Raw genomic sequence first — 25,345 nt, 5'->3', positions numbered from 1 at the left:
GCTCTGTCGAGAGCGAAATTGTTGCCGGTCGGACATGAAATCTTTGTCGGACACCTGCCGCGACAAAGCACCCACTGTCAGATCAAGTCCCTTCTTTTACACAACATCGGTTCTTGCAAGGCTGACTTTTGCCGCCGCTTTTCTATCCCTCAAATTCTTCTTCCTGACTGCTCCCAATAAGGATCCCGCAGCTGCCTCTTGAAGATCTTGCCTGAGTCTTCGCGCGGCAGGCGGGTCCGGATCTCGATCTCCCTGGGAACCTTGTAGTCGGCCAAGACCGTCTTCAGCTTCTCGCGTATGTCCAGGACATTAAGCATAGTCCCGGGTTGCGGTTCGACCACTGCCATGAGTGCCTCGCCAAATTCCGCATCGGGAATGCCAAACACTGCGCAGTCATGCACGCCCTGCACCATGTGTAGAGCTGCTTCGATCTCGGCGGGGTAAATGTTGACCCCACCGGAAATCACTACATTGTGCAGCCGGTCACATAGGAACAGATAGCCATGCGCGTCGACAAAGCCGAGATCGCCGGAGGCGATAAAGCCTTCCTGATCCATCTCGACCAGCTTCTCGGGTCTGTTGTGATATGTGAATCGCGGGAAAGACGTGTTGCAGGAATAAATCTCTCCAACCTCCCCAGCTGGCAGTACTTGTCCGTGCACACCGACTACGCGCAGCTCGACATGGCGCAAAGGAGTGCCGACCGTTCCAGGCTTTTGCAGCCAATCCAGCGAGGTCGCAAACGTCACAGCCCCTGCTTCTGTCGAGCCGTAGAACTCATGTATGATGGGCCCCCACCATTCAATCATCCCACGCTTCACCTCCGACGGGCAGGGCGCCGCCCCATGGACGACGTGGCGCAGCGACGAAAGGTCATATTTCATTCGTACACTTTCAGGCAGCTGCATAAGGCGTACAAACATGGTTGGCACCATGAGAATAGTGTCAATCTTCTCTGCTTCTATCAGGCGTAACAACTCCTCAGGTTCGAAACGAGGCATCAGCACCAGCGCGCCGCCCCGGCGGCTGAACCAGATTCCAAAGAAGTTCGGTGCGGAGTGGTAAAGCGGTCCTGGGACGAGCGCGCGAGCGCCCGGCCCATAAAGGATCGCGCGTATATCCTCCAATCCCGCGGCCTGCTCGCCGGTTGGTGGGACGCGACGTACCCCTTTGGGATGCCCCGTGGTGCCCGACGTATAGATCATTGTCGTCGGCTGGGCTGCAGGCAAAGCCGCGCACGACGGCTGATCCGCAATCCACCTTTCGAAATCGCGTGCGAACCCCGGCATCGCGAGAAGCGCGGGATGGATATTGTAAGCAGCTATCAATTCCGGCGGCGTCGCTATACTCAGAACCAACTTGTTTGAGGCGTCACGTTCCAGTTGATGCAAAAGGTCTGCATGGCCTATCAGCACCTGCGCGCCGGAGTCGGCCACAATGTACTCTATCTCTTGACGCTTGAAATGCCAGTTAACCGGTACAGCATAAGCTCCGAGCTGCATAACTCCATGCGTGACCTCCACAAATGCGATCTCATTCCGCATCAGAATGCACACGCTATCGCCTTCGCGAATGCCGAGCCGAGCAAGCCCTCCCGCGATCCGCATCGCGCGATCCGCGACATCGGAATGACTGCGCCGTCTCTCACCCGAGATGATGCCATGAAAAAGTGGGGAAGTCCCGATCATCCTATCTCTCCTCTTTAATAAGATGGGTGCCATCGAACCGCTCCGCAGGACCAAGAGGTGTGTCAGTTGCTTGGCCGAAGGAAAAGGCGCGCGCTATAGACTTCACGGTTTGAGAGACGCAGAAAGCCGGCGTCATTTCCGTGGCTGCAGTCGCGACATGACATTCACGAGATCGCCAACTCGACTAACCATCCATCCTTAACCACCTAACTGCGGCGCGGCCGCCCTTGGTGAACGCCATGCACGCTCGGGCCCGATTTGCCGCAATTTGATGCGGCGTGCCCTCTACTCTTTGGCCTCGCCCTAAACCTGCAACTTAACCTTCAACCAATATTGTTGCGCGAACTAGTCTTGTGATGTTCGCGCTCTCGATGGTCGAGCGTGTACATGACCAAACATTGAATGACATTAATGACCCGTGAAGTGACAGTGTTGAATGCCGCAAGCGAAGGGCTTAGCAATCAGACCCTGCAAGGCACTCGACTATTCGTCAAAAGGCTTCTGCATCCAGTTGGTTTCGATCCATTCGCATCAGGCCCCGTTCAACGCCCGAGAACCTATTTCGGCCAGCTCCAGCCTTGTAGTTGAGAAAGCCACATATTCTGTGACCGGCTCTGCACCAGTCGCTTTCGTCCCAGAGCACCGTTCAGGAACATTTAGTTTCCAGAGCGCTCCACTAACATTGACTCAAATGTAGCTCCGCGGCTTCAAGGCCAAGGCCCTCGAGGCCCTGTCAACCCATCTCTCCGATGGGCGATAGATAGCTGGGCACCTCAACAAGAAAGCTCCGCGAGCACATGCAGTTAGAGATCGAATGGCACCATCGCGCCGCTCTGGCGTGACGACCATAATGTGGATCACCCATGATCAGCCCTGCGAATGCCGTAATGATCGCCATGTATCTCGAGAGGCAAGACGATTGCGGCCCATGTTGAATCTATCAGTTACGAAGGAGCTGAAGACGAGGAACTTCGTGCCGACTAAAGCGGCCGACCAGTGTGCTGCGATGGTGCCGATGATCAGCTCCTTTCTCCCTGTGTTATCGCGCTACGCGCACTTCCGGCGGAACGAGGGATCATCGACACCTAAGGCGATGCTCCTGCGGAACGAGACGAATGCTCGCCTGGCGTTTCGGCGCGCTTAGCATCGAGTCCATGCGCCAGTTACGACGGATCCGTGTTTTGCGGTTGATGCTTCAATGGACTCCAAAGAGCAGATTCATGCACGCAAAGGTCTTGACCTGTATCAGACGGAGCTCGCCAAGGTCGCCCTATATTGCGCGGCGACCTGCTGCACCAGGTCGGCGGCACCCATAATCGAGAGCACGCCTGAAACGGCGTGACCAGCACTCAAGATATCGATCCACCGCCGCGGTCCTTCGCCAGAATTGCCACCAAATCTTTCTTTGGCTTGTGCTTCGGACACGGTTTCGTCGAGGGTCGACGGATCAAGGCCGGACGCGACGATTGATGGCCTTAGCATGTTGACTTGAAGCCCCGTGAAAGCCCTGGTCAGCATTACGTCGTCAAGCGTGCTATCTATCAGCATGCGTCGATAGGCACTGCTCGCCATGCTCTCAAGTGTCGCAATGAAGCTGGTTCCCATGTAGGCGAGATCACACCCGAGCAAACGTGCAGCAGCGAGGGAAACGCCGTCAGTGATGCCGCCGGCGAGTACGATTGGACCATCGAACATGGCGCGAACTGCCCGAACGAAAGCAAATGGGTTAGCCCAGCCAGTATGGCCACCAGCTCCCGCGGTAAGCAGGATCAAGCCATCCGCACCGGCTTTCACGGCGTTTTCCGCGTGGTGCAGCGATGCGACGTCGGTGAACACAAGGCAGCCAATTTCGTGCAGCGGTCCGATCGCAGCAGTCGGCGATCCCATGCTGGTTATCACAATTTCCACCTTGTGGCGTATGAGACAGGCGAGGTCATCTTTCATCCGCGCCTGACGCATTAGAAGGTTTGGGCAGTGCGGCGCGGTCACTCGGTCCCCCTTCGCGAGATCATGCTCAATGCAGGTTAGCCAATGATCGAGCTCCTCGACCGATCGCGCATTGATGGTCGGAAATGCGCCAATCGCTCCCGACCGGCAGACAGTAGTCACAAGTTCTACCCCAGAGACAGAGAACATGGGCGCAACGATCAGCGGTAGGCCAAGCCGAGATGCGATTGCAGCCGGCAATCTGCTTCCATGGGATCGTGCAATCATACTCGCTTCTAGGATCATGTTGTCTCTAGCTATTGCGTTTGCCGGACGAGGTTCCACGGACGGACGTCATAACGTTCGAAGCTTAGGCCTGCCTGAGCGAGGAGAGGCCGTCGTGCGCCTACCCTGATCGAGACAAGATCAGGGTCGTTCGAGCAAACAGGCGAGCGAAGGAGGGCGCTCGATCAGGGGAGCTAGCGAGGGCTGATAGTGCTTATGATGCATCGCGAACACCCGTAGCTCCTTGTCATCAGGCTGAAGGCTGACGTTCTCAGGTAATTCGTGACATGCGGATGCTGCTGGATCAACTGCCAAAGCAGATAGTATTGTCCGGAAGACGAGCTCCACTCTATCCCCGGATCTGCGCGATGGAGGCGCCGGAACACCTGCACAGCGCCCAAACGTCGCAAGAATTGCTCGCTCGTGGCGCTGACGGCCTGCCGCGCGACTACACGATCAGCGCATACTCGGCTGGGAACGCAAGCGCGGCGACATTGGAGCCCCCCTCTGCACTGACTAGAGTTAGTGGCGAGGCGATCTCGCAAGGCGTTTAGGATATCAGCGATCTCGCGAGATGTCTCCGATAGCCTCTGGATTGGCCATTTTCGTAGAGTGCGTAGTTGAACGTATGCTTCGGCTCGCGAACGAGACACAAAATGTTCCATTGTGCTGGCGGGACGACCAGTTTCCAAATCCGTTGCCAAGAAGACCGTCGGTCCGGTCGAATGCTAGGACGATATTCGTCAAGCGTCAGAATCATTAGACCTTGAGAGGTACCGTCATTGTTTGCGAATTCCGCACCACCTCGCGCAGTGCGGCCTTGACCCGGCCCTTTATTTTGTCGCGCAATTGCGGGCCCAACTCCCGATGGATGGCGGCGTCCGGCCCGGCGGGCAGAACGCAGACGCGCGGATAGCCGTAGCCAGCGCGGGCATGACGGATCTCCTTGAACTGATGTTCGAGGGCAGCGTGGCCGGCGCGACGGGGTTTGTAACGGTAGGTCGATCCGTCAAACGTGAGTGCCGCGCGGGTGTGGCGGATCGAGACCTGCCACTCGTTGCTGCTTCGACGACCAGCTTGCGCTTGCGGCCGGGCGTCATGCTATTTGCGGATCGCATCCTGCGGCATCCCTCGTTGAGCGACAGAGTTGCCACCAGCTTCGCCAGCTTGACGTTGTCGCCCTCGAGCAGCAGCCGCATCTCGGTTGGTAGCAGCCTGTCGTGCTTCTTCTTCCAATTAAAGTAGTCAGTCCGACTAATGCCGGCCTTGCGGCAGATCTTGGCTGCGGCGACCAGTCACGGCTCTGCTTGAGAATGAATGCCTTCTGGGCGTCGGGAATTCGAGGCCGTCAGTGTTCTTCCCCCTCCTCAGGGGGAGCCGGTGCTGGAACCCTCGCGAAAATGCCCCGTCTGCCGGCCTCAGATCGTTCTCTCCGGGCCCCGTTCGGAAATTGGGGCCTCTTGAAGGTGTTGCTGGCGATCTCACCAGAGTAGGTAGTGTCGCGATGTCCTATTGATGCGTACGGTCAGCTAGCAACTCGCCACCTGCTGTGATGCAGCTAATCTGAGGGTATCCAGCAGAGGCCGCAACATGCGGGGCGTTAATTGATGAGATCTGCGTCCCCAAGCGTTCTCTGCTGCGCATGCGCCAGGCGCACGCAAGCAAGTTCGTTACTGTGGACCCGCGGACAAAAGCAGTACCGAACCAATATCGAGAGTAGAGGAAACTCTCTGCGGCAGTTTGGCATGAGGGGCTAATCCAGTTTGATTGACGTTTTGATCGCGTGATGCGCAAATTGGTCGATAGTCCCCTTCGCATCCCCGAAGCCGAACGTCAGGGCTCAGGCGTTGTGGCATCGCTATGACTGGTGTCTGCCTACTCAGCACAACTTCAAGAAGACTATGAGGATGTCGTGAACCACAAGAAAGCAGAGTCCAATACGGCGGTTGGATTTTCGCGCGCTGGGAGGCGTTCCGACGAAAGCTTTTCCCGGGGACAAAGAGTGTTCCCCGACGGCACCTCGCGAGTTACGATTGAGCGAGATCCAACTCCGCTTTATATCGAGCGTTGGCCTGGGCAGCTATGTGCTCGATTTCGATGGCCGCCGGTTTCTGGACCTCAATCGCAACTTCACGACGTTGATCCATGGACATGCCTTCGCCCCCGTGGTGGAAGCGCTAGTTAATCAAATTCAGCGCGGCAGCTGCTTCGCAAATCCGACGGAGATCGAGATCGAACTCGCAGAACTACTCTGTGAACGCATTCCGAGGGTTGACCGCGTTCGCTTCGTGAATACCGGGACTGAGGCCGTACTATTTGCGGTCAAAGCTGCGCGGGCCTTCACCGGACGTTCGAAGATTGCCAAGATCGAGGGTGCATATCATGGTGCCTATGACTGGGTCGAAGTCAGTCAAGCGGCGACACCGGAGAACTGGGGTGACGTCATCCAGCCCAACTCGACGCCCTTCTATCGCGGGATGCCTGCAAGTGTTCTCGATGAGGTGATTGTTCTCCGCTTTAACGATGTTGAAGGCGCACATCGATTGATATAGTCGAATGCGTCTGAGCTTGCCGCCGTCATTCTGGATCCGATGCCGAGCCGCGCGGGGTTCATTGCGCCAAAGCCCGAATTCGTAGCTGCTGTGCAGGAATCGGCCCGCAAAAACGGGATTCTTGTGATTGCTGATGAGGTCCTCAATCTTAGGCAGAGCTTTCAGGGGGCTTCCGCACGTTACGGCCTTGTCCCAGACATCATCGCGATGGGCAAGATCATCGGCGGAGGTCTGCCGATTGGAGCAATCGGCGGTCGCGAGGACGTGATGAAGGTATTCGATGCACATCGGGTCGACCACTGCTTCCGCAAGGAGGTACGTTTTCTGCCAATCCACTATCCATGACAGCGGGGCTAGCCGCAATGCATCATCTGGACCATGGGTCTTTTGCTCATCTGGAGATCCTCGGGGACATCGTGCGAACAGGAATCGGTCGGGCAATCTCGAAACTGGGCGCGCCGCTCTGTGTCACTGGAGCCGCCTCACTCTTCCGCATTCATCCGGGGGCAGAAGCTCCGAGTGAATATCGCGAGATCTGTCCCACGCCCGCCGGAGAAACTCTAATGAAGGAGCTAACACGCTTCTTTGCGGAGAACGGCGTCATCCTCCCTTATGGTGCTGCTGCATCGATTTCATCACCTATGACGCGCGCCGACGCGGAGTTCATCGTCGATGTGTTCGCAGGCTTTCTCGAGAGCCGTCAAGACATGCGGGGCGCAATGAGGGTAGGCAGATGAATGGGCTATGTCGGCAGCGCATTTTGGTTTAAGCCTTTAAGAGGATCTTTCGCCTATAGTCTACCGTCCTCGACGATCCCGGTTGGTGAGGGCCGGCGATAATCAGCTGGGATAGTCGGGTGGTAATCGCTCGTCCACACGCCGCTGCTCCCTTGCACGAGTTGAGCGACCGACAGGACCCCTGTCACAGTGCGCTTGGCAGTTTCGTGGTCCGAGTAAGCATCACACCTGCGTGCGCGCAACCTTTTCGACTTTGTTGGCTACACGAGTGTTGCCGTCGTGCCTTGAGTGAGCTCGGCAATCGGAGCCACAGCTTGGCCTAAGGAGCGATAGGTCGCAGCCTTGCACCTTAAAGAACGCTGTTCAGCAGTCCGTTCAGGCCATATACATGGGCGGACCTACGCGCCGACCAAAATCTGACTTATTCTCGTCCTCTAGGCGCAAGATCGCCGTCATGTTTCGCTCCTTGTGATGGCCAAGGCCAGCCTTTATGCATTCTTAAAGGGGATGCGATCTGGCGGTCTGCTGTCGTGGCCTGCAGCAAAGCCAAGTACCTTACTCAATAGGGCTGATCTATTCATCCATGCTCCTCGGGCGGGCCGTGGAGAATAATAAGTTCGATCTCGCGAGATACCTCGAATATAGCTTCTGGATGTAGGCCATTCTCGCAAAGTGCATATTTGAGCGCTTGCGCACGGCTCGCGAACAAGCCACCGAAATTGCCGTTCTGTTCACGGACGACCCAGTTTCCAAAACGATTCTTGCCAACAAGGACGATCGGTTCGGTGGAGTTTCCAGAAGGATATTCGATAAGTGTCATAACCATAGACCATGAGTTTGTAGAACCTGGGGATAATTCTGCTCGTTGCATAGCGTGAGCTGACCAGTCAAAGCGTGTTGTGTTGGCGAGAGAGCATCGCCGTTTTAGGCTGCGAGAGACAGCTGGAAAGGCTTGCTCGCCTACCTTTGAATTGCCAGTTAGACTCGAGCAGCACGACGCTTTTGGCCTGTTTCGTTTCATATATGCACCGTTTTCTTGCACCCATGAGGCGCGGACGACTACCACCCTGAACGTTCGCCGCCGTAATGCGGCGAAGCGCAAAATCTCCCAGCGGTCGGGATTGTCAGCCAAACTTCATCGGTGCTAGGCACGACTAGCACGGGTTCATCGAGGCACGGGTACGTGGAATATGGGGGTGTTGGTGGAGTATCAGGATTATCTGCCGAACTTGGCATCTGCAGCTCCGTCCTTGGATTGCGCTTCAGGATTCGCAGATCCGTATCACGTCTAGAGGACCGCCGCGATTTCAGCCATCTCGCATGGTCGTTGCAGATCGCGGCAACCAAATGCGATGTTTCATTTCGCGAACCATTCGTCGTTCCGGATGACAGAATCTACAGCAAACACCAGGCTTGTCGCGCTATCAATTCTGGGGAAGGCAGATCGCTTCGCCGTCGCTTGAACGAGGAAGTGTACCTACCCCATTGAGACGTCTTTTCTGCTTTTCACCAGAAGATCCGAGAGAAAGAGGCGACTAGGATAAAAAACGCGCGCGAATACATGAGGATCTCGGACGCTTGCCTATGCGCGCTCATCGCTGGCAAAGGCGAGACCACCTTCGTGCTGAGCTCGTCGTTGCGCGCCAAGGCCGTAATCTCATCGCTTCGACAAACCTGCTTAGAAACGTTCGAAATGTGTTCGAGCGCAGCTTCTGTGGGCTCAAGGACTTCCGCCGCATCGCCACCAAACACGCAAGCTCTTTGGGAACTTCTTGGCCACTGTATCGGCTCAATTGAGGCGGGACATTAAGAGTTTAGGCAGGCGGCAGAAGTGGACCGTAATGAGAAAGATCGTAGCGCCCCATTCTCGGCCAATTGATGCGGCAGGTGGACCGTAACCACGGCTTATTCCTGGGTTAGATGTCAGGAATGCACTTTCAGCTAAGCCCTCAAATGCTAGCGACGTGTCGGCTCTGGTCCAGGCGTATACGATTAGCGTTCCTGGCCTTTCATTGAAGTGAGTGCAGAATCGGGTGCGCCAAGAAACGGACTGTGGGGACGCGCAAGATGCCTCTGCGGCCGGCTCGTCGGCAGAGGCGCCGGCCTTTCAGAGGCAGCTGAGCGACGTCGCTCGCCCATCCACTTCCGTGCTCATGCAGGTCCGTGCCCAAGCGGATGCATGGCAATCTGAGGCGCGGTCCGTCATGCGGGCGAGCGCGCACCCGTATCTGCCGGCTCCGGACGGTGAAGGAACAATGCTGAACGCTTCGGCACTCATGGAGCCGAGCCGTGTCTTGGATCGCGCCGTACGGCATAGCGCTTCGCATGACTGGCCAGAGGTCCTGCCTGTGGAAGATCAGCATCGGTTTCAGGTGATCATGAACGAACCCCTCCCGGCATCACCTCTGGAATTAACCGGAGAGGATGAGGCGATGCCGGGCAACTCAGCGCAGCAGAAGAGCCAGCCAATTGGGGTATTGGTAGGTCGCAGCGAGAAGCCCCTTTATGCCGAAGATGCACTCCTTATTCCCCGGCTTAAGCAGGCGCTCATCGAAGGAGGAGCCGCCGAGAGCACCGCCACGAGCAACGTCGGTCATCTGCGCAGCTTCGCCCGCTGGCTCTTTGCAAACAGAAAGCCCAGCATTGCTGATCGGCTTCATAGCGATTCAATGGATGAAGACGTCGATGAGTTCATAGCAAAAGGTGGAACGACGAACGTCCGTTGGGCATTAGCTCATCTGCGGACCTCTCAGTCGATGAGGTATCGCGCCGATCGCTGGCCGCCCTGACCTGACTCCCTATCCAGAGGACGCGAGTCTCATCAAAGAGTACAAACAACAAGCAGTGACGGCCGGAACTTTAGGTACCGCCAGCACCTATGCCACTCTTCTCGCGGATTTCAGCCACTACCTTCGTACAAACAACCAGCCGGGCATTGCGGCGCGGATTCACGACGAGACATGGAATATGGAAGAAGCGCTGAATGAAGAGATCAATCGCTTCAAGGACGCCGGTGGTCATAGAAGTATCGGCGCGGCACTTGAACATCTCCGCGATGGAGCGAGAAAACGCAATGCTCCGCCTTTATATTCCGAAGACGCACAGATGATTTCTACACTTCAAGACGCGCTTGTTGGGGCAGAGTACAAGGAGATCACCGCTATGGTGAATTATGTTCGTCCTCTTCGCAGATACAGCCAGTGGCTCTTTGCAAACAACAAACCGTGCATCGCTGCTCGGCTTAACGACGCGTCGTTGGCCAGCGATGCTGCGGTGTTTGATATAAGTAAAAGGCGGCTCGTTCTTTGCGCACTAGTACCCACTTTTCTTGGATCGTGAGTCGTGATTCAAGATATGGATGATACCCGAAGCAAGAGAAGTCCACCTTTCGAGGAAAGATCGCAAGGTGCTTGAGGCGAGCTGTCGCTCACCGATGACGTTGCAGCGCGATTTGAAGCGGGCGCGGATAGTTCTGTTGGCGGCGGATGGGCGCAGCACCCGGTCGATCGCCTTGGGGTCCAGCCGCGGATTGTCAGCCTTTGGCGGCATCGCTATGCCGACCAAGGCCTTGAAGGGCTGCAAGACAAGGCGCGACCGGGCAAGCAGCCGATTTATACGAAGGCCACTGACAAGCGGATTCTGAAGCTGCTGGACAAGCTGCCGCCGAAAGGGTTCGCACGCTGGACCGGGCCCCTACTGGCCGGGGCGCTGGGCGATGTTGACGTCCAATATGTCTGGCGGTTCCTGCGCAGCCACAAGATTGACCTCGCGGCTCGCAAGTCCTGGTGTAAGAGCAACGACCCGAACTTTACGGCCAAAGCCGCGGATGTCGTCGGCCTCTATGTCGCCCCGCCCGCGAAGGCCATTGTGCTGTGCGTGGACGAGAAGCCCTCGATCCAGGCTCTGGAGCGAGCGCAGGGTTATCTGAAGTTGCCCAATGGCCGCGCCTTGACCGGCCAGAGCCACGATTAAAAGCGGCATGGCACGACAACGCTGTTTGCAGCGCTCGAAGTCGCCACCGGAGAGATCATCGCAACGCACTCTAAACGGCGTCGCCGCGTCGAGTTTCTTGATTTCATGAAAAGCATCACCGCGGCTTTTCCGGACCGGAAGCTTCACGTCATCCTCGACAACCTCAACACCCACAAGAAGAACGAGCATTGGCTCAAGGCCCACCCCAACGTGCAATTTCATTTCACGCCGACAAGTGCGTCCTGGCTCAATCAGGTCGAGGTGTGGTTTTCGATCTTGCAGGGGCAGTCGCTCAGCGGCACCTCCTTCACAAGCCTCAAGCAGCTGCAGGATCACATCGATGCCTACGTCAACGCATACAACGACAGAGCCGAGCCCTTCGTCTGGACCAGGAAAAAGGTCCGTCAGCGCCGTTTCAAAGGCCGCCGTATCACTCCGCTCTGATTCCGGGTACTAGGCGCCCATGCGATGCGAATCCCTGCGCGCAGGGTCCAATCTTCAGTTCGCTCTGGCTGCTGGAGTCCCTAGTCAGGCGGGCCAGCGTCCGCGTCCGACCTGGGCCTGCCGCAGTGAGGAGAACAGGTCTCGATCAAAGGTTTTGCGAGGGCTTTGCGCCGGGCGCGATGTGATGCCAGGAGACACCACTCCGATCCGCCGATGTCAGAATGGCATGGCTGTATTTCGGTGCCATTTTCGCTGACTGTCCTTGGTCTGCCGCCCTCGCGCCCACTCGCTGAGAGCGAGTGTCAGCGGCCATTACCGGCAGGCATTCACGGGTGCAGTCGTCAACAACGGTCTGGTTATGGAATCGGCGTCCGTCTGTAAGCTGATCCGAGACGGCCGGCAAGGGGTGCGGATTCCGCTCGATGTCGCCCATGATTCCGAGATGATCTCGCCCACCATTCCGATTTGAAGTCGCCCGCCCGTTCCGAGATGATTTCGCCCACCATTCCGGGATGATGTCGCCCGGGTGACGAGGCCTGTTCTGGCTCCCATAGGGTCACCCCTTTCGGCTTTGCGAAGGGGACCTGGATGCCGACGGAGAGGCTTGCGATGCGCCGTGTGCGCGATGTGATCAGAATGAAGGCGGCCGGGCTGCCGAGCCGCGAGATTGCGCGACGGGTGGGCGCGGCACCCTCGACGGTGCGGCTGGCGCTCCGGCGGTTCGAGGCCGCGGGCTTGAGCTGGCCGTTGCCAGACGACGTCACCGACACGGTTCTGGAACTTCGCCTGTTCGCCAAGACCGGCAATGGCAACCGTCAGGGTCACCGCCGCATCGCCGAGCCCGACTGGGCGACCGTGCACCGCGAGCTCAAACGCAAGCACGTGACGCTGTCGATCCTGTGGGAGGAATATATCGCCACCGAGCCCGGCGGATACCGGTACTCGCGCTTCTGTGAGCTCTACCGCGCCTGGGAGGGCCGTCTGTCGGTGACGATGCGCCAGGCCCATGTGGCTGGCGACAAGCTGTTCGTCGACTATGCCGGCGATGGCGTGCCGGTGGTGGTCGACCGCCTGACCGGTGAGCGCAGAACGGCGCAGATCTTCGTCGCCGTGCTCGACGCATCGAGCTTCACCTACGCGCAGGCGACCTGGACGCAGGGGCTCGCCGACTGGATCAGCGCCCATGTTGGCGCCTTCGCGGCGATCGGCGGCATACCGGCGCTGCTGGTGCCCGACAACACCAAGGTCGCGGTCATCAAGGCGAGCCTGTACGACCCGCAGATCAACCGTACCTATGCGGAGATGGCGGCGCATTACGGCACCGCCATCTTGCCGGCGCGGCCGCGCAAGCCGCGCGACAAAGCCAAGGTCGAGCAGGCCGTCCTCATCGTCGAGCGCTGGCTGCTCGGTCGCCTGCGTCATCGCACCTTCTACAGCCTGGCCGAGGTCAATGCGGCGATCGGCGAACTGCTCACGAGGCTGAATGAGGAACGGCCGATCCGACGGCTCGGCGTGACACGCCGCCGGTTGCTCGAGGAGGTCGACCGGCCGGCGCTCAAGCCATTGCCGGTGTCCCCCTACGTCCTCGCCGAGTGGCGGATCCGCCGCGTCAGTCTCGATTACCACGTCGAGGTGGAGAAGCATTACTACAGCGTTCCGCATCGTTTCGCCCGCGCCGAGGTCGAGGTGCGGTTCACGGCCCGCACCGTCGAGATCTTCCACAAGGGCGAGCGGATCGCCGCGCATCAGCGCATGAGCGGTAATCACAAACACACCACCGTGCCGGAGCACATGGCCTCCAGCCATCGGCGCTACGCCGGCTGGACCATCGCGCGTATCCGCCAGGACGCCGCCGCGATCGGGCCGGCGACCAGCGCGTTGTGCGACCTCATTCTCGACGAGCGCTCGCACCCCGAGCAAGGCTTCCGCACCTGCCTCGGCATCCTCAGGCTCGCCGCCTCCTATGGGCGCGACCGGCTGGACGCCGCGGCTGCGCGGGCGATCGACATCGGCGCGCGCACCTATGGCTCGGTCAAGTCGATCCTCGCCAACAATCTCGATCGGCGTCCTGCTCACCAGCGCTCCGCGGACGATGCGCCGATCCTGCATGCCAACATCCGCGGACCGCGCTACTACAATTAGGAGATCATCCCTTGCTCACCCATCCGACCCTCGACCGCCTCAACGCCCTCGGCCTCCACGGCATGGCCAAGGCCTTCGCCGACATCGAAGCCACCGGTGAGGCCGCAAGCCTCGGTCACGCCGAATGGCTTGCTCTGCTGCTCGAACGTGAAGCCTCGCTGCGGCACGACAAACGGCTCGCCACCCGCCTGCGCTACGCGAAGCTGCGCCAGCAAGCGTGCGTCGAGGACATCGACTACCGCACCCCGCGCGGCCTCGATCGCCCGCTGTTCGCCAAGCTCGTCGAGGGCCGCTGGATCGACGACCATGCCAACCTGCTGATCTGCGGCCCGGCCGGCGTCGGCAAGAGCTGGCTCGCCTCGGCGCTCGGCCACAAGGCCTGCCGCGACAATCGCTCCGTGCTCTATCAGCGCGTCCCGCGCCTGTTCGACGATCTGGCGCTCGCCCGCGGCGACGGTCGACATCCCCGCCTGTTGCGCGGCCTTGGCCGTGTCGATCTGCTGATCCTCGATGATTGGGGGCTCGAGCCGCTCGATGCCAGCGCCCGTCACGACCTCCTGGAAATCCTCGAAGATCGCTACGGTCATCGCTCCACCATCGTCACCAGCCAGCTTCCTGTGGACCAGTGGCATCTGCTCATTGGAGATCCCACCTATGCCGACGCCGTGCTCGATCGCCTCGTCCACAACGCCCATCGGCTCGACCTCACCGGTGAGAGCCTGCGCCGAACTCGGCAATCCGCCCGAAAGACCTGAGCCCGTGGCGCTGTGGACATGCCGCTGCGCTTGGACAACGCAATCGCGTTGCCCACATGCCCACAGCAAAAGCAGACCGAAGAAAACAGGTTCAAGTTGCGATTCCAGATTGACCACGCGGCTTGACCGATGCCAGAAAACCAAGCGGCCAGAATGCCCCGCCACTGGGCGAGATCAAATCGGAAAGGTGGGCGACATCGCCTCGGAATCCACGGGCGACTTCACATCGGTACGCCTGGGCGACTTCGTCGGAATCCGCAAAGGGGAGACGGACCTCGCCTCATCTGGAGTCTCAGGCTGTCGCGGAAGCGGCAAATTTACGGACAGTGTGCGCTCCTCTTCTGGCGGCGATTTCGTTAGCAACGCCTCGCCAATGATAAGAGAAACGATACGACGACTCGTCGGGTTTGTTGGGTTCGCGACAGTGTTTCAGCCTGGTTCGCGGAGTCGAACCCACTAAGAAGTGATCGAAAGGGTTGGCCTGCGCAATCAGCGAACTGGCACGAGTTTTGATGCTTTCCTTGGCGCGGCAGAAGCTGCCGGTTGGCATCGTGCCCCGGGTTAACGTCATCGGCTGCGGGGAGGAGGGTGCCAACCTCGCTCAAATCGCACGCGATCGAATGGTGGGAATCGCCGCGTTCACGACCTGCCGACGGTGAGCGCGAGCAATTGTCGAGCTCAAGAGAAGATGTCGAAAATTGATTCCAGTCGCTCTCTTGTGGCGGCGCGAGCTGGCCTAAAAGTTTGTGCGCGTTCGGGGCCTCTCCTATTTACTTGAGCGTCAGCACCGCAGTCGGCTCTGTCTGTTCGAAGAGTTGCAGGAGATGCCTTATGAATCCGGATATTCATCGCAACGGAGTGTCGTATGCTAGCCCTGCCGCGGGTCAAGTGCTGCGCGATCTTGGCGTCGAACCGATCATTAATTGCACCGGCGTGCGTACCTCCTACAGACCACGGTACATCGAGACCCACCGCGCAGTCGCATGGCCGAGTCAATACAATTGGTGCGATCAAACGGCTGCCAAAGTCCGTCTTGCCCCGTAGCTCGTGTCATTCACCATCGCTGGAATTAATCTGTTCGGGCGAAATCGGAGGCGAACAGAACCTATTGCACCTAATCCGTAGTAGTTGAGGCACTCGGCGATGCGACACCGAACCGAGAAGATCGCGCCCCATCCGGGAGGATGACTGGCTGATTGTTGTAGCACTGGGCGGTGCAGGAATTATCAGCTACGGCACACTTTATTATTGTGTGGTGGCCATTGCAAAGGAGGCTTCCCATGACCTCGTAGTCACAGAGGACTGGTTAATTGGTTGTTTCTCCTTTGCCTTGCTTGCTAGTGCGCTGATGTCCCTGGTTGCCGGTCGCCTCATGGACCGATACGGCGCAGGCAAGACAATGAAGGTCGCCTCATTCGTTAGAGCTGTTAGCCTGGGAATTGCAGCAACTTCTTGGAATGCGGTCGTCTTTGCAATCGCCCTGTTCGGTATGCAACTTGCGTCGGCATTTCTCTTTTATGAGGCGGCTTTCGTATTTTTGGCGCAGCGAGATGCGATCCATGCGAAACGGCAAATGGCTGCCTTGACATTGATCGTCGGTTTCTCGTCGACGCTGTTTTGGCCGTTGACCTCGTTGCTGCTCGCATCGATATGCTGGAGGCAAGTCTGTTGGATCTATGGAGGCTACAATGTTCTCCTCGCGCTACCTTTAATCCAATTGGCTCTTGGAAAGTCGTCCGCAAGGCTTGGAGATCTGAATACCGTCTGTGGCTCGCGAGACCAGTCCTCTTCCAAGCCGATTGGCCTCGTCCTCATAACGGTAGGATTCTCGCTGACGACATTTGCTTTTTCAGCATTGCTTAGCCGGATGATTCCCATCCTTTCGTCGATCGGCTTAGACCCGCAGGAGACAGCGTTAATTTCCGCACTCTTCGGCCCGTCACAGCTCGCAGTACGGTTGTTTGCAGGATGGTTTAGCGTGAGGATTCCCCCATTCAACTCACCCTTCTCATGTGTTATGCTTTCGGCGGCTACAATCGTCATTGTGCTGGCGGCTCACTCTCTCGTTGGAATTGCAATCTTCGTTGCCCTGGTTGGGTTTAGCTCTGGTCTAAACAGCATCTGTCGAGGAAGCTTGCCGCTGTCAGTCTTCGGGCCGGGCGGGTATGGAACACGAGTCGGGTTGATCACGACTTTCCGATTGTCGACGGCCTCGTTTGCGCCGTTCTTCTTCAGCTTCGTCCAAAACAACTATGGGCTTGGGCTTGCCTTGGCTTCACTAGCCGTCTGCGCAGTAGCAAGCACGCTTTCATTCGCATTCGTGGGTATCCGATCAAAGCGGGAACCAGGCCAATGAAAAGTGGGTTGATCGGCCTGACTGCGAGCCCGACGTGAACCGGATCGTCAATAAGTGTTCGCCACCTTAGATCAACGATCGCAAGTGTCTGAGTCTAGGCCATCACGCCGAGCTCGACGTTCGCGCGCATTCTGGAAGCCGTGGTGTGCGCGAGGGGGATCAACTGAGCGGTCCAACTGCAGTGCCAAATGGGAGACGTATCTCGGCTTCGCCGGGCCAGAGCTCAAAATGCAGATGTCGCCCCGCTGAGGAGTTGCACGTTGGGATTATCTGGACGCTAGACTTGGTCATCGCGATCGCGACCGCCATTTGCCGCAGCCCCATTTTGCGTCCTGCCTTGGGCATGCCAACAAGCGCCCGCTGGCGGTCCTTTCGAGGCGATTGAACAGCAGCGGCTATGGGAGAGAACGTCAAGGTAGCCGACCACAGCTCGAGTCCGCCTCGGCCCCACATTTGCATGAAGGCTGCCGTCTTCGCTCGCGGAACCACTAAGCTGACCTACTAGAACCGGTAGTTTGCGGACATTTCGGGCCCCGCCCAATTTAAGTTGCGGCCGCCAACCAGCCGCATGGGCTCAGGTTTCGATCGCTCTCGGCAGAGAGAGCAACATCGAGGTTCGATGATCGCATATTTATCTGACCGCGCAAATGCCGTTACTGCCGTGGGGCTCCTGTGCTGTGGTGCAGCGATGGGGCTCGTGGTGAAAGGACACTATGAGGCGGGAGTCGCGTTCGGTCTCTGGGCGATCATCGCTGATGATGTCGACGGCGAAATTGCCCGGCGCACCAAAGGTCGAACAATGGCTACCAAGGCCATTGGTAAAGCTCTCGATGCTTTCTCTGACCTCTCGTTTGGATCAGTCATCCCGGCGATTGTCATCGCATCTTTTATCGAGTTTCCAGCATCTGCGGTGTTCACAGCGTTCGTGATGCTCATCGGAGCTCTTCGTCTGGCATATTTTGACTATTTCGGATTGGACGAGCGTGGTCGTTCGACCGGTCTACCTCTCTCTTACGCTCTGCCGATGCTGGCCGCGATCTTGCTGGTTGACCACACTATCGCGCCGCTTGAGTTGGGTGTGGTTCTTCCAGCATTCTTTGTACCGCTATCTTTGCTCCACATCGCCCCTTTCAAGATCAAAGCCTCTGGCAGTCTTGTGCATGTGATAACCATCGGCGTGGCGGCCACTGCGTCCGCCGGATTATTGATGACGAGTAGAGCGTTTCAATAAGCGGGCTTGCAATGTCTCAAGGAATAGAAATGTCCAGCTCAATCAACCGCGTGGTATTTGCCGGCACCAGGGGACTTGCGACCCGCTGTCTTCTGTTCGTCATCGAGACCTGCGGCAAAGACCACATCGCCGGCATTCTCGGCGCTTCCCGGTACGAGAAAACTTGGTGGCGGCACGAAACCAGTGAGGAGCTTTGGGAAGTCGCAGACCGCTTCGGAATACCCTTCTTCGAGTCGATAGATGATGTTCCTCATCTCGGAACGTTTCTCGTAAGCGTCATGTGGAACAAGATTTTCCCGCCCCATATCCTCGCACGGTTCGACGGAGGGGGTGTCAATCTTCATCCGGGCCCACTCCCTGGATATCGCGGCAGTTTTGCGCGGACGCATGCCATACTCAATGGCGAGAAGAGCTTTGGGGTAACTGTCCACTATCTCCCAGAGCGGGTCGATAGGGGCGATATTATCGGCGAATTGCAGTTCCCTGTGCTGCCTTTCGAGACCGCCCTCTCTTTAGACACCAGAGCGCAACTTTATGGATACGCTCTCTTCTGCCAAGTGTGGCTGCGTTTGTTGGACGGATCGACGACCTGTCGCTCACCAGACGAGTTGATCGGTCAAGAAAAGCGCAAGGCTTGCTTCTATCCCATGCGCAAGATGACCGCACTTTTGGATTCGTCAGACGTTCCACGCAGCGCCGAAGAACTCGATCGGCTCTATCGCGCTCTATATCTTCCACCACGCATTGAGCCTCCCAAGTGGCTCGTCGAACGAATCATGACTAATGAGGTTCGGACGCTCCTTCTGGATTCTAGCGCCGGCGGTAAGGCGTGACTTGGCGGGCAGCGCGGCAGCGAGCTCGAAATATGAGACCGCGCTTCTCGAGGGCGTCCGTGACAGCCGAAGTGTGCCTGCGAATTGCCGCTCATCGACTGAATGTGCTCTGGCTCTGGACGTTGTTTTTGTAGTATCCAGCCTACCGAGGGGTGCCGGCGAGCCGACGCCTTCCGCAGAGCCAGCTTAGCGCGCGAAGGAGGCTAGCTGTGTGTGGGATTTGCGGATTTATCGGACGGATTACTGATAAGTCAGTGACCGAGCGGAACCTCGCGCGTTGCGCTCAGACGCTGGCCCATCGGGGGCCCGACGCGAGTGGCAGTTGCGTGACCTCTTCCTTTGCCTTTGCGCATCGAAGGCTCGCGATCATTGATCCGGATCCGAGGTCAAATCAACCGTTTCTCGATGAGGAGCTCGGCCTAGCAGTCACGTACAACGGCGAGATCTACAATTTTCGCGACTTAAGGCGGGACTTGCTCCGACATGGATACCGATTTCGCACAGAGTCAGATACCGAAGTACTTTGCAAAGCATTTTCTTGTTGGGGGATTAATAGCGTCGAACGTCTGCGGGGAATGTTTGCTTTCGCAATCTACGATCAAAAGACGGGGACAGCGTTCCTTGTCAGAGATCGGCTTGGAATTAAGCCGCTATATTACGCTTGCGCGGATAATGGCTTTGTCTTTGCCTCACAGCCGTCAGCCATCCTGCAGTGGCCAGGGGTCAGCTCGAAGCTCGATTCGGTTGGATTATCAACCTTTCTCTCCTACCGTGCCGTCTTCGGCGAGAGGACGTTATTTGCAGATATTCGGAAGCTGCAACCCGGCACTTGGCTGAAGATCACGGCGCAATCGCACGAGCATAGGCGCTGGTGGGATTCTGCCTGCCTCGACGGTGGTGGTGGTGATTGCAGTTCTCTTGAAACGTTGATCGGCAGCGCCGTGGAGGAACATTTGGGGGCCGACACGCCACTGGCTGCGCTGCTTTCCGGAGGACTGGATTCCAGTGTCTTGGCTTTCGAGCTTTCAAGGCAGTCTTCGCAAAAGCCGACATGCTTCACCGGCATCGTATGCGGCGGACTTTACGATGAAAGCCCTTATGCGGTTGAGGTCGCGAAATCTCTCAAGCTAGCCCATGTCTTGGTCCGGCTGCCCGGGGCAACGAGCCTGGATGTCGTTAAACGCCTTACCGCATTACGTGGTCATCCAGTCGGCATGCACAACGAAGCGGCGATGTATTTGCTTGCTCGAGCAGTCAGCCACTCTCACAAGGTTCTCCTTACCGGCGAAGGTGCCGACGAGATATTCCTTGGATATAGCCGGATCTTCAGATTGCCCTTTGACCTTTGTCGACAGGCATTGCTGGCTGCTTTGCCAGATGTCATTGGCCGCCCGGCGCGGCGTCATCTCGGCCTTCCCAAGTTCAAAGCAAGCGAATTCGAGTTCTTTCTCGCCCGGTACACGTACTTTCCCCAAGCCGAGAAGCTGGGGCTGGCGACATCGGCATGGAGAAAGGACATTGTTCACGATGCGGAGCTGATCGACTGGATGAACAATGCCTACCATTCAGGCGGGGTTACCCCGGCCGAGCGCATAAGGCATTTCTTCGTAGGGCATCATCTGCCAGCGCTGCTTGAAATGGTCGACAACACCACGATGGCGGCCGGGGTGGAGGCTCGAGTGCCCTTCACAGACCATCGGATCGTTGCATCGGCTCTGCGCATGTCATTCTCAGAACATCTGCGTTGGAAACATGCCTTCGCCCCATTTCATGCGGCCTTCACGCCGATTGAGAAATTTAGCGAAACGCTCGACGTCTCCAAGGCCGCTCTGCGCAGTCTTTACAGAGATCGTCTGCCCGCAAGTGTGATCACCAGGAAGAAGCTTGGGTTTCCGTTACCTCTTGGTAAGTGGGCGACGGACCCGAGCTCGGCGCCCTTTCGTGACTTGATCTTCAAAGAATCTCCTGCGATCGCCGACTATCTCGACGTTGGTGCTCTCCGGCGATGGTACGCACGCCGCTCTCAAGCGGCGAACGATGCATTCGGAAAACAGCTCTGGTTGATCTGCAATCTAGAAGTCTTCCTTCGTCAACTATCTTCATAGAGGTTTTGTAGGTTTGGAATTGCCGTCGGCCGAAGGCGAACCGGAATTCGGCGTCGCTTGCGAGAAGACCTCGAGCCGATGGACGCGGAGCCCGATAATATTACGCGAGGCTGATACGCGAATGCGCCATCCAGTGCGAACGATGCGTTTTGAGGGAATCTGAATCTACGCTGACTTACGCGAATGCATTGGAAAAGGACGCTCGCCTTTATAGCTGCCTGACGGTTGGCGCCCACCAAAAAGGTTCGCTTCTCGGACGCGTGCAAGAGTGCAGGGCCAGGCCTCATGAAGGTTGGTTTATGCTGCTTTTGATGTCGGTGCATACCGGCCCGCCCGATCGTAGGCCGCTCGAGAGCACCATTCGAGACCGATCTGACTTAGCTACATGTGGGCTTTTCGCACCAACCGAATGCATCAGCGTTCGGAGCCACAAACGGTCAACGTGTCGGCTGTTGGGTAGCATAAATCTTGGGAAGCGGAAGCTCAACATTCGCCATCTTTGGAAGACCCGCAAGGATCACCGCCTTTTCCCGGTTGGGGCCGAACTCCGTCATGCTGGCAAAGCTTGAGTGGTCGACGCGCGTGGCAACACCTCCATCAGCGGGCTCTTTGAGAGGATCATTGAAGAACACGTTATCGACGTCGGTCCCGGTCACCACCACCCAATGAGTGATGGTTTTACCTTCGAACTCAATGCTGATCATCACAATAGGATACCACCCTGCCGCCATCTAATTCGAGAGGTCATCGAGGCTGTAAGTTCCAACATGGACGGGGATGCCGCGCTGGTACGCTTCGGCGAGATCTCGCTCCTGGAGAATGTGCATCACCTCCATCTCGCCGCCTTGTGAAGTGCGAGACTGAAGAAACAGTCCATCATGGCTCACAACAACAAGCGCTGCGAAGCCGCGGCGTTTGAGAGCCAAGGCCAAGCCGACCGGGCCGCAGCCGCCGTGAATGGTCGTTGCCTCTCGCCAGATCTCGAGCTCAGCTGTTTCACTCGGCTGATATCGCTCGTCCAGCGCGGACATGACCATCACCAGGGAAGATGGTCCACAGGTGGACTTCCTCTTTTGCCGATACAGAGGAACATTCCTGACCATTTGATTTGTTGAGCTTTCGAGGTCGGGACGCGACATGAGGTCACCTCAGATGGACTTGAAAGAAGCTGGGCGAGGTCCCGTCTGGCGCAGAGACTCGCTGATCGTCATCAGTGCGATCGCCGTCGCTGCGATGACTAGGCCCGGTGCGAGGGCGATCCACCATGCGGTCTTCAAATAGTCTCTGCCGAATCCCACCATATTGCCTAAGCTCGACATCGGCGGTTGTATCCCCAGTCCTAGAAAGCTCAGGGTGCTTTCCAGTAGAACCGTCTCGGTGAGCCCAAGGGTCATGCCGACCACGACGGTAGGTGCACAGGCTGGGAGAATATGCCTTGCGTAGATATGGACCCGCGAAGCGTTGTAAGTTCGTGCCGCCGTTACATGGAGCCGGTTGCGGGCCGTCAAAGCCAGCCCTCTCGCGATGCGGGCGTGGCGCTCCCAACCGTGCAAGCCCACAAGACAGACAAAAAGTGCCAGCAAATTGCCAAATATCGTGATGACAAGCAGTGCGGTCATCATGAACGGCATGGCAGCCTGCATATCGACGAGTGCCATGAGTCGTCGATCAATCCGCCAGGCTCGGCAGCGAGGAAGCCCAACGAAACGCCCAGCAGGGTACTAATGAAGGTCCCGCCCACCGCAACGAGCATGCTGATCTGGATCGAATATATCAAGCGTGCCAGCACGTCCCGGCCGAGCTCGTCAGTGCCCAACAAATGTTCCAGCGTGCCGCCGAAGAATATTGGTGGCGTAAGCCGTGCATCCAAGGAGATTTGTGCTGGATGATAGGGGGAGATCACCTGGGCCAGTACGGCAATCAATAGACATGCGACGATCCACATTGAGGCACCATACAGTCCTACCTTGGCTGGCTTACGCGGGTCGCGTGGGGCTTTCGGAGAACGAAAGATGTTGCAGGTCCATTCATGCGGCCAGGCGGTGCTCATCTATGTCTCCGAGGATTTGGACCGCGGATCGAGCCAGGTGTAACCGAGATCGACGGCCAGGTTGGTCATGATCATCGCGGTGCCAGCAAGCAGAACAGTTGCCTGCACCACTGGAACATCTCTGCTTCCGACGGATGTGACGAAGAGATTTCCAATACCCGGCCATGAAAAGACCGTCTCGACTAGTATCGAACCAATTACCGCTCCGCCGATAAGCAGGCCAAGTATGGTCAGGATCGGAGCCGCCGCATTGGGGAGTACGTGGTGGATCAATATTCGCGAGAACGGAATGCCGCGCGCAAACGCCGCCAACACATAGCGACTGTCCAGCGATTCGCGAACGCCACGCGGGTGTACCGTACAAGGACGGCGGAGCTTGCGGCCGCCATGGTTACTGCCGGCAAAGCCAAGCTGCGCCAGCTCTCCGCGCCGCCGGTCGGCAACCAATTGAGGTGAAGTGCACACACGGCCTACGATGCTCGACGGAAACACTGCGGCAGCTATTCCTCCCGCAATGCCCATGACCGCCGCCAGGGTAAGAGCACAGCAGGTGAGTATCAGCGTCAATGCAAGGTGGCTGAGGACGACACCGAGTGCATCCTGTCGATAGACGTATGAGACGCCTAAGCTTCCTCGGACGACGTTATGGAGATAGGCCAGGTATTGCGCTAGGATGGGGCGATCGAGCCCCAATTCGCCTGAGTATGCGGCGGGCATGTCCGGGGTCGCGTCGGGCCCAAGTAAGACGGTCACCGGATCGCCAGCACAGCGCATAAGAATGAATACGCTCGTCACCATCAGAACGAGCGTGACCAATGCGCGGGCAATTTTGCTCGTAAATACCTTATGGGCGTTGCGCCTCATGCGATTATCACCTCTCTGCCGGCACGTGCCGAGGCTCTGTGGGCTGCGAACAAGGTGTTGAGCGCGTTGCCATTTCGACCCCGAGTTCGGAATTGGGCACCGCCCTGACCAGGGACTTCATGTAATCTGTCTTTAGGTCGAGCAGTACCTGATCGCGTGAACCGCTCTCAACAATGCTTCCGCGCTTCAGGACCGTGATCTCTGAACAGAGATGGCGACGGATCTGATATCATGACTGATGAATAGCAGGGACAGGCTGCGGCTCTCACGCAGATCCGACAGAAGGTTCAGGATCTGGGCTTGAACAGTCATGGAGTGCGGAGACAGGCTCGTCACAAATCAGAACCTCGGGATCGAGAATAAGCGCTCGCGCTATATTGACCCGCTGGGCCTGTCCGCCGCTTATCTGATGCGGTAACTTCCCAAGGATCTCGCCCGATAAGCCGACGGCGGAAATTGCTGCAGCCAGCCGAGCCTGACAAGCGGAAGACCTCATCCTGAAGTTCACAAGCAGAGGCGCGACAATCTGTTTGCCGATCGGGGTGACTGGGTTCAGCCCATCGAGAGGGTTCTGAAAGACAGGTTGCACACGGAGGCGGAACGGAGCCAATCGATTCGGCGTCAGCAGCTCGCCGTCAAAAAGGATCTGACCCGCTTGTGGCGCTATCAGACCAAGCAGAAGCTTCGCGATTGTGCTTTTGCCGCTGCCGGACTCCCCGATCAGTCCATGGGCTTTCCACGCCGGATGCTCATGTTGATCTTGCGCGGCCTCGAGCCGCCAGGGACCTCCGCAGCGGATCGGCGAGAGCCCCGTAACAAAAATCGACATTGCGCAGTTCGAGGATCGGTTCGGGTGATGCTGGCGCTGTACGAACGCGAGCAGGCCCGATTGGCGTGGTCATTTCATGGCTCCAAGTTGTGGCATGCCACCACCTGTTGTGGAGTGCCCTGCAACACGGGCGCTATGTGCCGGCAATATCCAGTGTTCCGGAGCACCGAGATGCAAAATTGCACCCGGCTTGGCGCTGGGTAGGTTCAGGCAGGCTAGCTGAAGAGCTGTGCAGACGCCGGGGATGCCCCTAAAGTGGGGGGACAGCCGAGAATAGCGCGCGCGTATAGGGGTGCAGGGGAGTTCGAGCGGCGAGATCGGCGCGCCCCACTTCGACCAACTGGCCGGTGTAGAGAACGCCGATGCGATCCGACCACTGCAGGGCAACTCCCAGGTCATGGGTGACCTGCCACTGCATTTTCATCCAGCGGCAGTTAGAGTCTCGGGGTTTTTGTGCAGCGAGACCGAACTTTGGACCACCCGGAACTAGAGTTTTGCGCCTCTGATCACGTTGGCGGGCTGGTGGCGCCGACGTGATTTTGGAGCACAATCGGCGGCCGATTGCCGATCGCGCCG

17 protein-coding genes and 4 pseudogenes are annotated in these 25,345 nt (G+C 57.8%); 12 read left to right on the top strand and 9 right to left on the bottom strand.

The window, feature by feature from the left end:
- Positions 1-149: 149 nt before the first annotated feature.
- Positions 150-1,688, bottom strand: a complete 1,539-nt coding sequence (locus I6F37_RS35650) for an acyl-CoA synthetase (RefSeq protein WP_225130671.1) — start codon at positions 1,686-1,688, stop codon at positions 150-152.
- A gap of 1,245 nt (positions 1,689-2,933) precedes the next feature.
- The gene (locus I6F37_RS35645; RefSeq protein ID WP_225130673.1) at positions 2,934-3,824 is read right to left on the bottom strand and encodes a nitronate monooxygenase family protein; all 891 of its coding nucleotides are present in this window, start codon (positions 3,822-3,824) and stop codon (positions 2,934-2,936) included.
- A 1,008-nt stretch (positions 3,825-4,832) separates the two neighbouring features.
- Between I6F37_RS35645 and I6F37_RS35640 the strand changes: the two genes are divergently transcribed.
- The 3 genes and pseudogenes from I6F37_RS35640 to I6F37_RS45805 all read left to right on the top strand — a co-directional run bounded on the left by I6F37_RS35640 (position 4,833) and on the right by I6F37_RS45805 (position 7,188).
- Positions 4,833-5,144, top strand: a complete 312-nt coding sequence (locus I6F37_RS35640) for a hypothetical protein (protein ID WP_225130676.1) — start codon at positions 4,833-4,835, stop codon at positions 5,142-5,144.
- An 839-nt stretch (positions 5,145-5,983) separates the two neighbouring features.
- Positions 5,984-6,796 (top strand): annotated as a pseudogene (locus tag I6F37_RS35635) (aminotransferase class III-fold pyridoxal phosphate-dependent enzyme).
- 17 nt (positions 6,797-6,813) lie between these two features.
- Positions 6,814-7,188 (top strand): hypothetical protein, encoded by a 375-nt coding sequence (locus I6F37_RS45805; RefSeq protein ID WP_306469174.1) that lies wholly within the window; start codon positions 6,814-6,816, stop codon positions 7,186-7,188.
- A gap of 577 nt (positions 7,189-7,765) precedes the next feature.
- Here the strand turns inward: I6F37_RS45805 and I6F37_RS35630 are convergent.
- The gene (locus I6F37_RS35630; protein ID WP_225130678.1) at positions 7,766-8,008 is read right to left on the bottom strand and encodes a hypothetical protein; all 243 of its coding nucleotides are present in this window, start codon (positions 8,006-8,008) and stop codon (positions 7,766-7,768) included.
- Between the two features lie 1,435 nt (positions 8,009-9,443).
- Here I6F37_RS35630 and I6F37_RS35625 point away from each other — a divergent pair.
- The 3 genes and pseudogenes from I6F37_RS35625 to I6F37_RS35615 all read left to right on the top strand — a co-directional run bounded on the left by I6F37_RS35625 (position 9,444) and on the right by I6F37_RS35615 (position 11,604).
- Positions 9,444-9,977: a hypothetical protein gene (locus I6F37_RS35625; RefSeq protein ID WP_225130687.1), complete on the top strand. Its 534-nt coding sequence runs from the start codon at positions 9,444-9,446 to the stop codon at positions 9,975-9,977.
- 55 nt (positions 9,978-10,032) lie between these two features.
- Positions 10,033-10,527 (top strand): hypothetical protein, encoded by a 495-nt coding sequence (locus I6F37_RS35620; protein WP_225130689.1) that lies wholly within the window; start codon positions 10,033-10,035, stop codon positions 10,525-10,527.
- 19 nt (positions 10,528-10,546) lie between these two features.
- A pseudogene (locus I6F37_RS35615) lies at positions 10,547-11,604 on the top strand (IS630 family transposase).
- Positions 11,605-11,755: 151 nt separating this feature from the next.
- Here I6F37_RS35615 and I6F37_RS35610 read toward each other — a convergent pair.
- Positions 11,756-11,998 (bottom strand): annotated as a pseudogene (locus tag I6F37_RS35610) (IS3 family transposase); the annotation flags it as partial.
- Positions 11,999-12,213: 215 nt separating this feature from the next.
- Between I6F37_RS35610 and istA the strand changes: the two are divergent.
- The 6 genes from istA (at position 12,214) to asnB (ending at position 21,026) form a co-directional block, all read left to right on the top strand.
- Positions 12,214-13,746, top strand: coding sequence for an IS21 family transposase (istA, locus tag I6F37_RS35605; RefSeq protein WP_225130726.1), 1,533 nt, complete (start codon positions 12,214-12,216; stop codon positions 13,744-13,746).
- An 11-nt stretch (positions 13,747-13,757) separates the two neighbouring features.
- Complete coding sequence (istB, locus tag I6F37_RS35600; RefSeq protein ID WP_225130691.1) at positions 13,758-14,501, top strand: IS21-like element helper ATPase IstB; 744 nt, start codon at positions 13,758-13,760, stop codon at positions 14,499-14,501.
- Positions 14,502-15,756: 1,255 nt separating this feature from the next.
- Positions 15,757-16,857, top strand: a complete 1,101-nt coding sequence (locus I6F37_RS35595; protein WP_225130693.1) for an MFS transporter — start codon at positions 15,757-15,759, stop codon at positions 16,855-16,857.
- Between the two features lie 619 nt (positions 16,858-17,476).
- On the top strand, positions 17,477-18,088 hold the full coding sequence (locus tag I6F37_RS35590) for a CDP-alcohol phosphatidyltransferase family protein (RefSeq protein WP_225130703.1): 612 nt from the start codon (positions 17,477-17,479) through the stop codon (positions 18,086-18,088).
- A 29-nt stretch (positions 18,089-18,117) separates the two neighbouring features.
- On the top strand, positions 18,118-18,921 hold the full coding sequence (locus I6F37_RS35585; RefSeq protein WP_225130705.1) for a formyltransferase family protein: 804 nt from the start codon (positions 18,118-18,120) through the stop codon (positions 18,919-18,921).
- A 152-nt stretch (positions 18,922-19,073) separates the two neighbouring features.
- Positions 19,074-21,026 (top strand): asparagine synthase (glutamine-hydrolyzing), encoded by a 1,953-nt coding sequence (gene asnB, locus I6F37_RS35580; protein WP_368736803.1) that lies wholly within the window; start codon positions 19,074-19,076, stop codon positions 21,024-21,026.
- A gap of 437 nt (positions 21,027-21,463) precedes the next feature.
- Here the strand turns inward: asnB and I6F37_RS35575 are convergent.
- The 5 genes and pseudogenes from I6F37_RS35575 to I6F37_RS35555 form a co-directional block, all read right to left on the bottom strand.
- Positions 21,464-22,129: pseudogene (locus I6F37_RS35575) on the bottom strand (peptidase C39 family protein).
- A gap of 45 nt (positions 22,130-22,174) precedes the next feature.
- The gene (locus tag I6F37_RS35570) at positions 22,175-22,684 is read right to left on the bottom strand and encodes an ABC transporter permease (RefSeq protein WP_249786621.1); all 510 of its coding nucleotides are present in this window, start codon (positions 22,682-22,684) and stop codon (positions 22,175-22,177) included.
- A complete protein-coding gene (locus I6F37_RS35565) occupies positions 22,645-23,076 on the bottom strand; it encodes a hypothetical protein (protein ID WP_225130709.1) in 432 nt (143 codons plus the stop codon). Before I6F37_RS35565 ends, I6F37_RS35570 begins: the two co-directional genes overlap by 40 nt.
- The gene (locus I6F37_RS35560; protein ID WP_225154030.1) at positions 23,077-23,940 is read right to left on the bottom strand and encodes an ABC transporter permease; all 864 of its coding nucleotides are present in this window, start codon (positions 23,938-23,940) and stop codon (positions 23,077-23,079) included.
- A 265-nt stretch (positions 23,941-24,205) separates the two neighbouring features.
- Entirely contained in the window at positions 24,206-24,769 is a 564-nt protein-coding gene (locus I6F37_RS35555; protein WP_225130720.1) for an ATP-binding cassette domain-containing protein, read from the bottom strand.
- Positions 24,770-25,345 lie beyond the last annotated feature (576 nt).

Source organism: Bradyrhizobium sp. NBAIM08 (assembly GCF_020193935.1).
Lineage (GTDB): Bacteria > Pseudomonadota > Alphaproteobacteria > Rhizobiales > Xanthobacteraceae > Bradyrhizobium > Bradyrhizobium yuanmingense.
This window is presented reverse-complemented; position numbering and strand designations above follow the sequence as displayed.

Coding starts and splice junctions, on each gene's coding strand:
- I6F37_RS35650 (WP_225130671.1), bottom strand. CDS start 1,688: ATGATCGGGACTTCCCCACTTTTTCATGGCATCATCTCGGGTGAGAGA.
- I6F37_RS35645 (WP_225130673.1), bottom strand. CDS start 3,824: ATGTTCTCTGTCTCTGGGGTAGAACTTGTGACTACTGTCTGCCGGTCG.
- I6F37_RS35640 (WP_225130676.1), top strand. CDS start 4,833: ATGACGGATCTCCTTGAACTGATGTTCGAGGGCAGCGTGGCCGGCGCG.
- I6F37_RS45805 (WP_306469174.1), top strand. CDS start 6,814: ATGCATCATCTGGACCATGGGTCTTTTGCTCATCTGGAGATCCTCGGG.
- I6F37_RS35630 (WP_225130678.1), bottom strand. CDS start 8,008: ATGACACTTATCGAATATCCTTCTGGAAACTCCACCGAACCGATCGTC.
- I6F37_RS35625 (WP_225130687.1), top strand. CDS start 9,444: ATGCTGAACGCTTCGGCACTCATGGAGCCGAGCCGTGTCTTGGATCGC.
- istA (WP_225130726.1), top strand. CDS start 12,214: ATGCGCCGTGTGCGCGATGTGATCAGAATGAAGGCGGCCGGGCTGCCG.
- I6F37_RS35590 (WP_225130703.1), top strand. CDS start 17,477: ATGATCGCATATTTATCTGACCGCGCAAATGCCGTTACTGCCGTGGGG.
- I6F37_RS35585 (WP_225130705.1), top strand. CDS start 18,118: ATGTCCAGCTCAATCAACCGCGTGGTATTTGCCGGCACCAGGGGACTT.
- I6F37_RS35570 (WP_249786621.1), bottom strand. CDS start 22,684: ATGGCACTCGTCGATATGCAGGCTGCCATGCCGTTCATGATGACCGCA.
- I6F37_RS35565 (WP_225130709.1), bottom strand. CDS start 23,076: ATGAGCACCGCCTGGCCGCATGAATGGACCTGCAACATCTTTCGTTCT.
- I6F37_RS35560 (WP_225154030.1), bottom strand. CDS start 23,940: ATGAGGCGCAACGCCCATAAGGTATTTACGAGCAAAATTGCCCGCGCA.
- I6F37_RS35555 (WP_225130720.1), bottom strand. CDS start 24,769: ATGTCGATTTTTGTTACGGGGCTCTCGCCGATCCGCTGCGGAGGTCCC.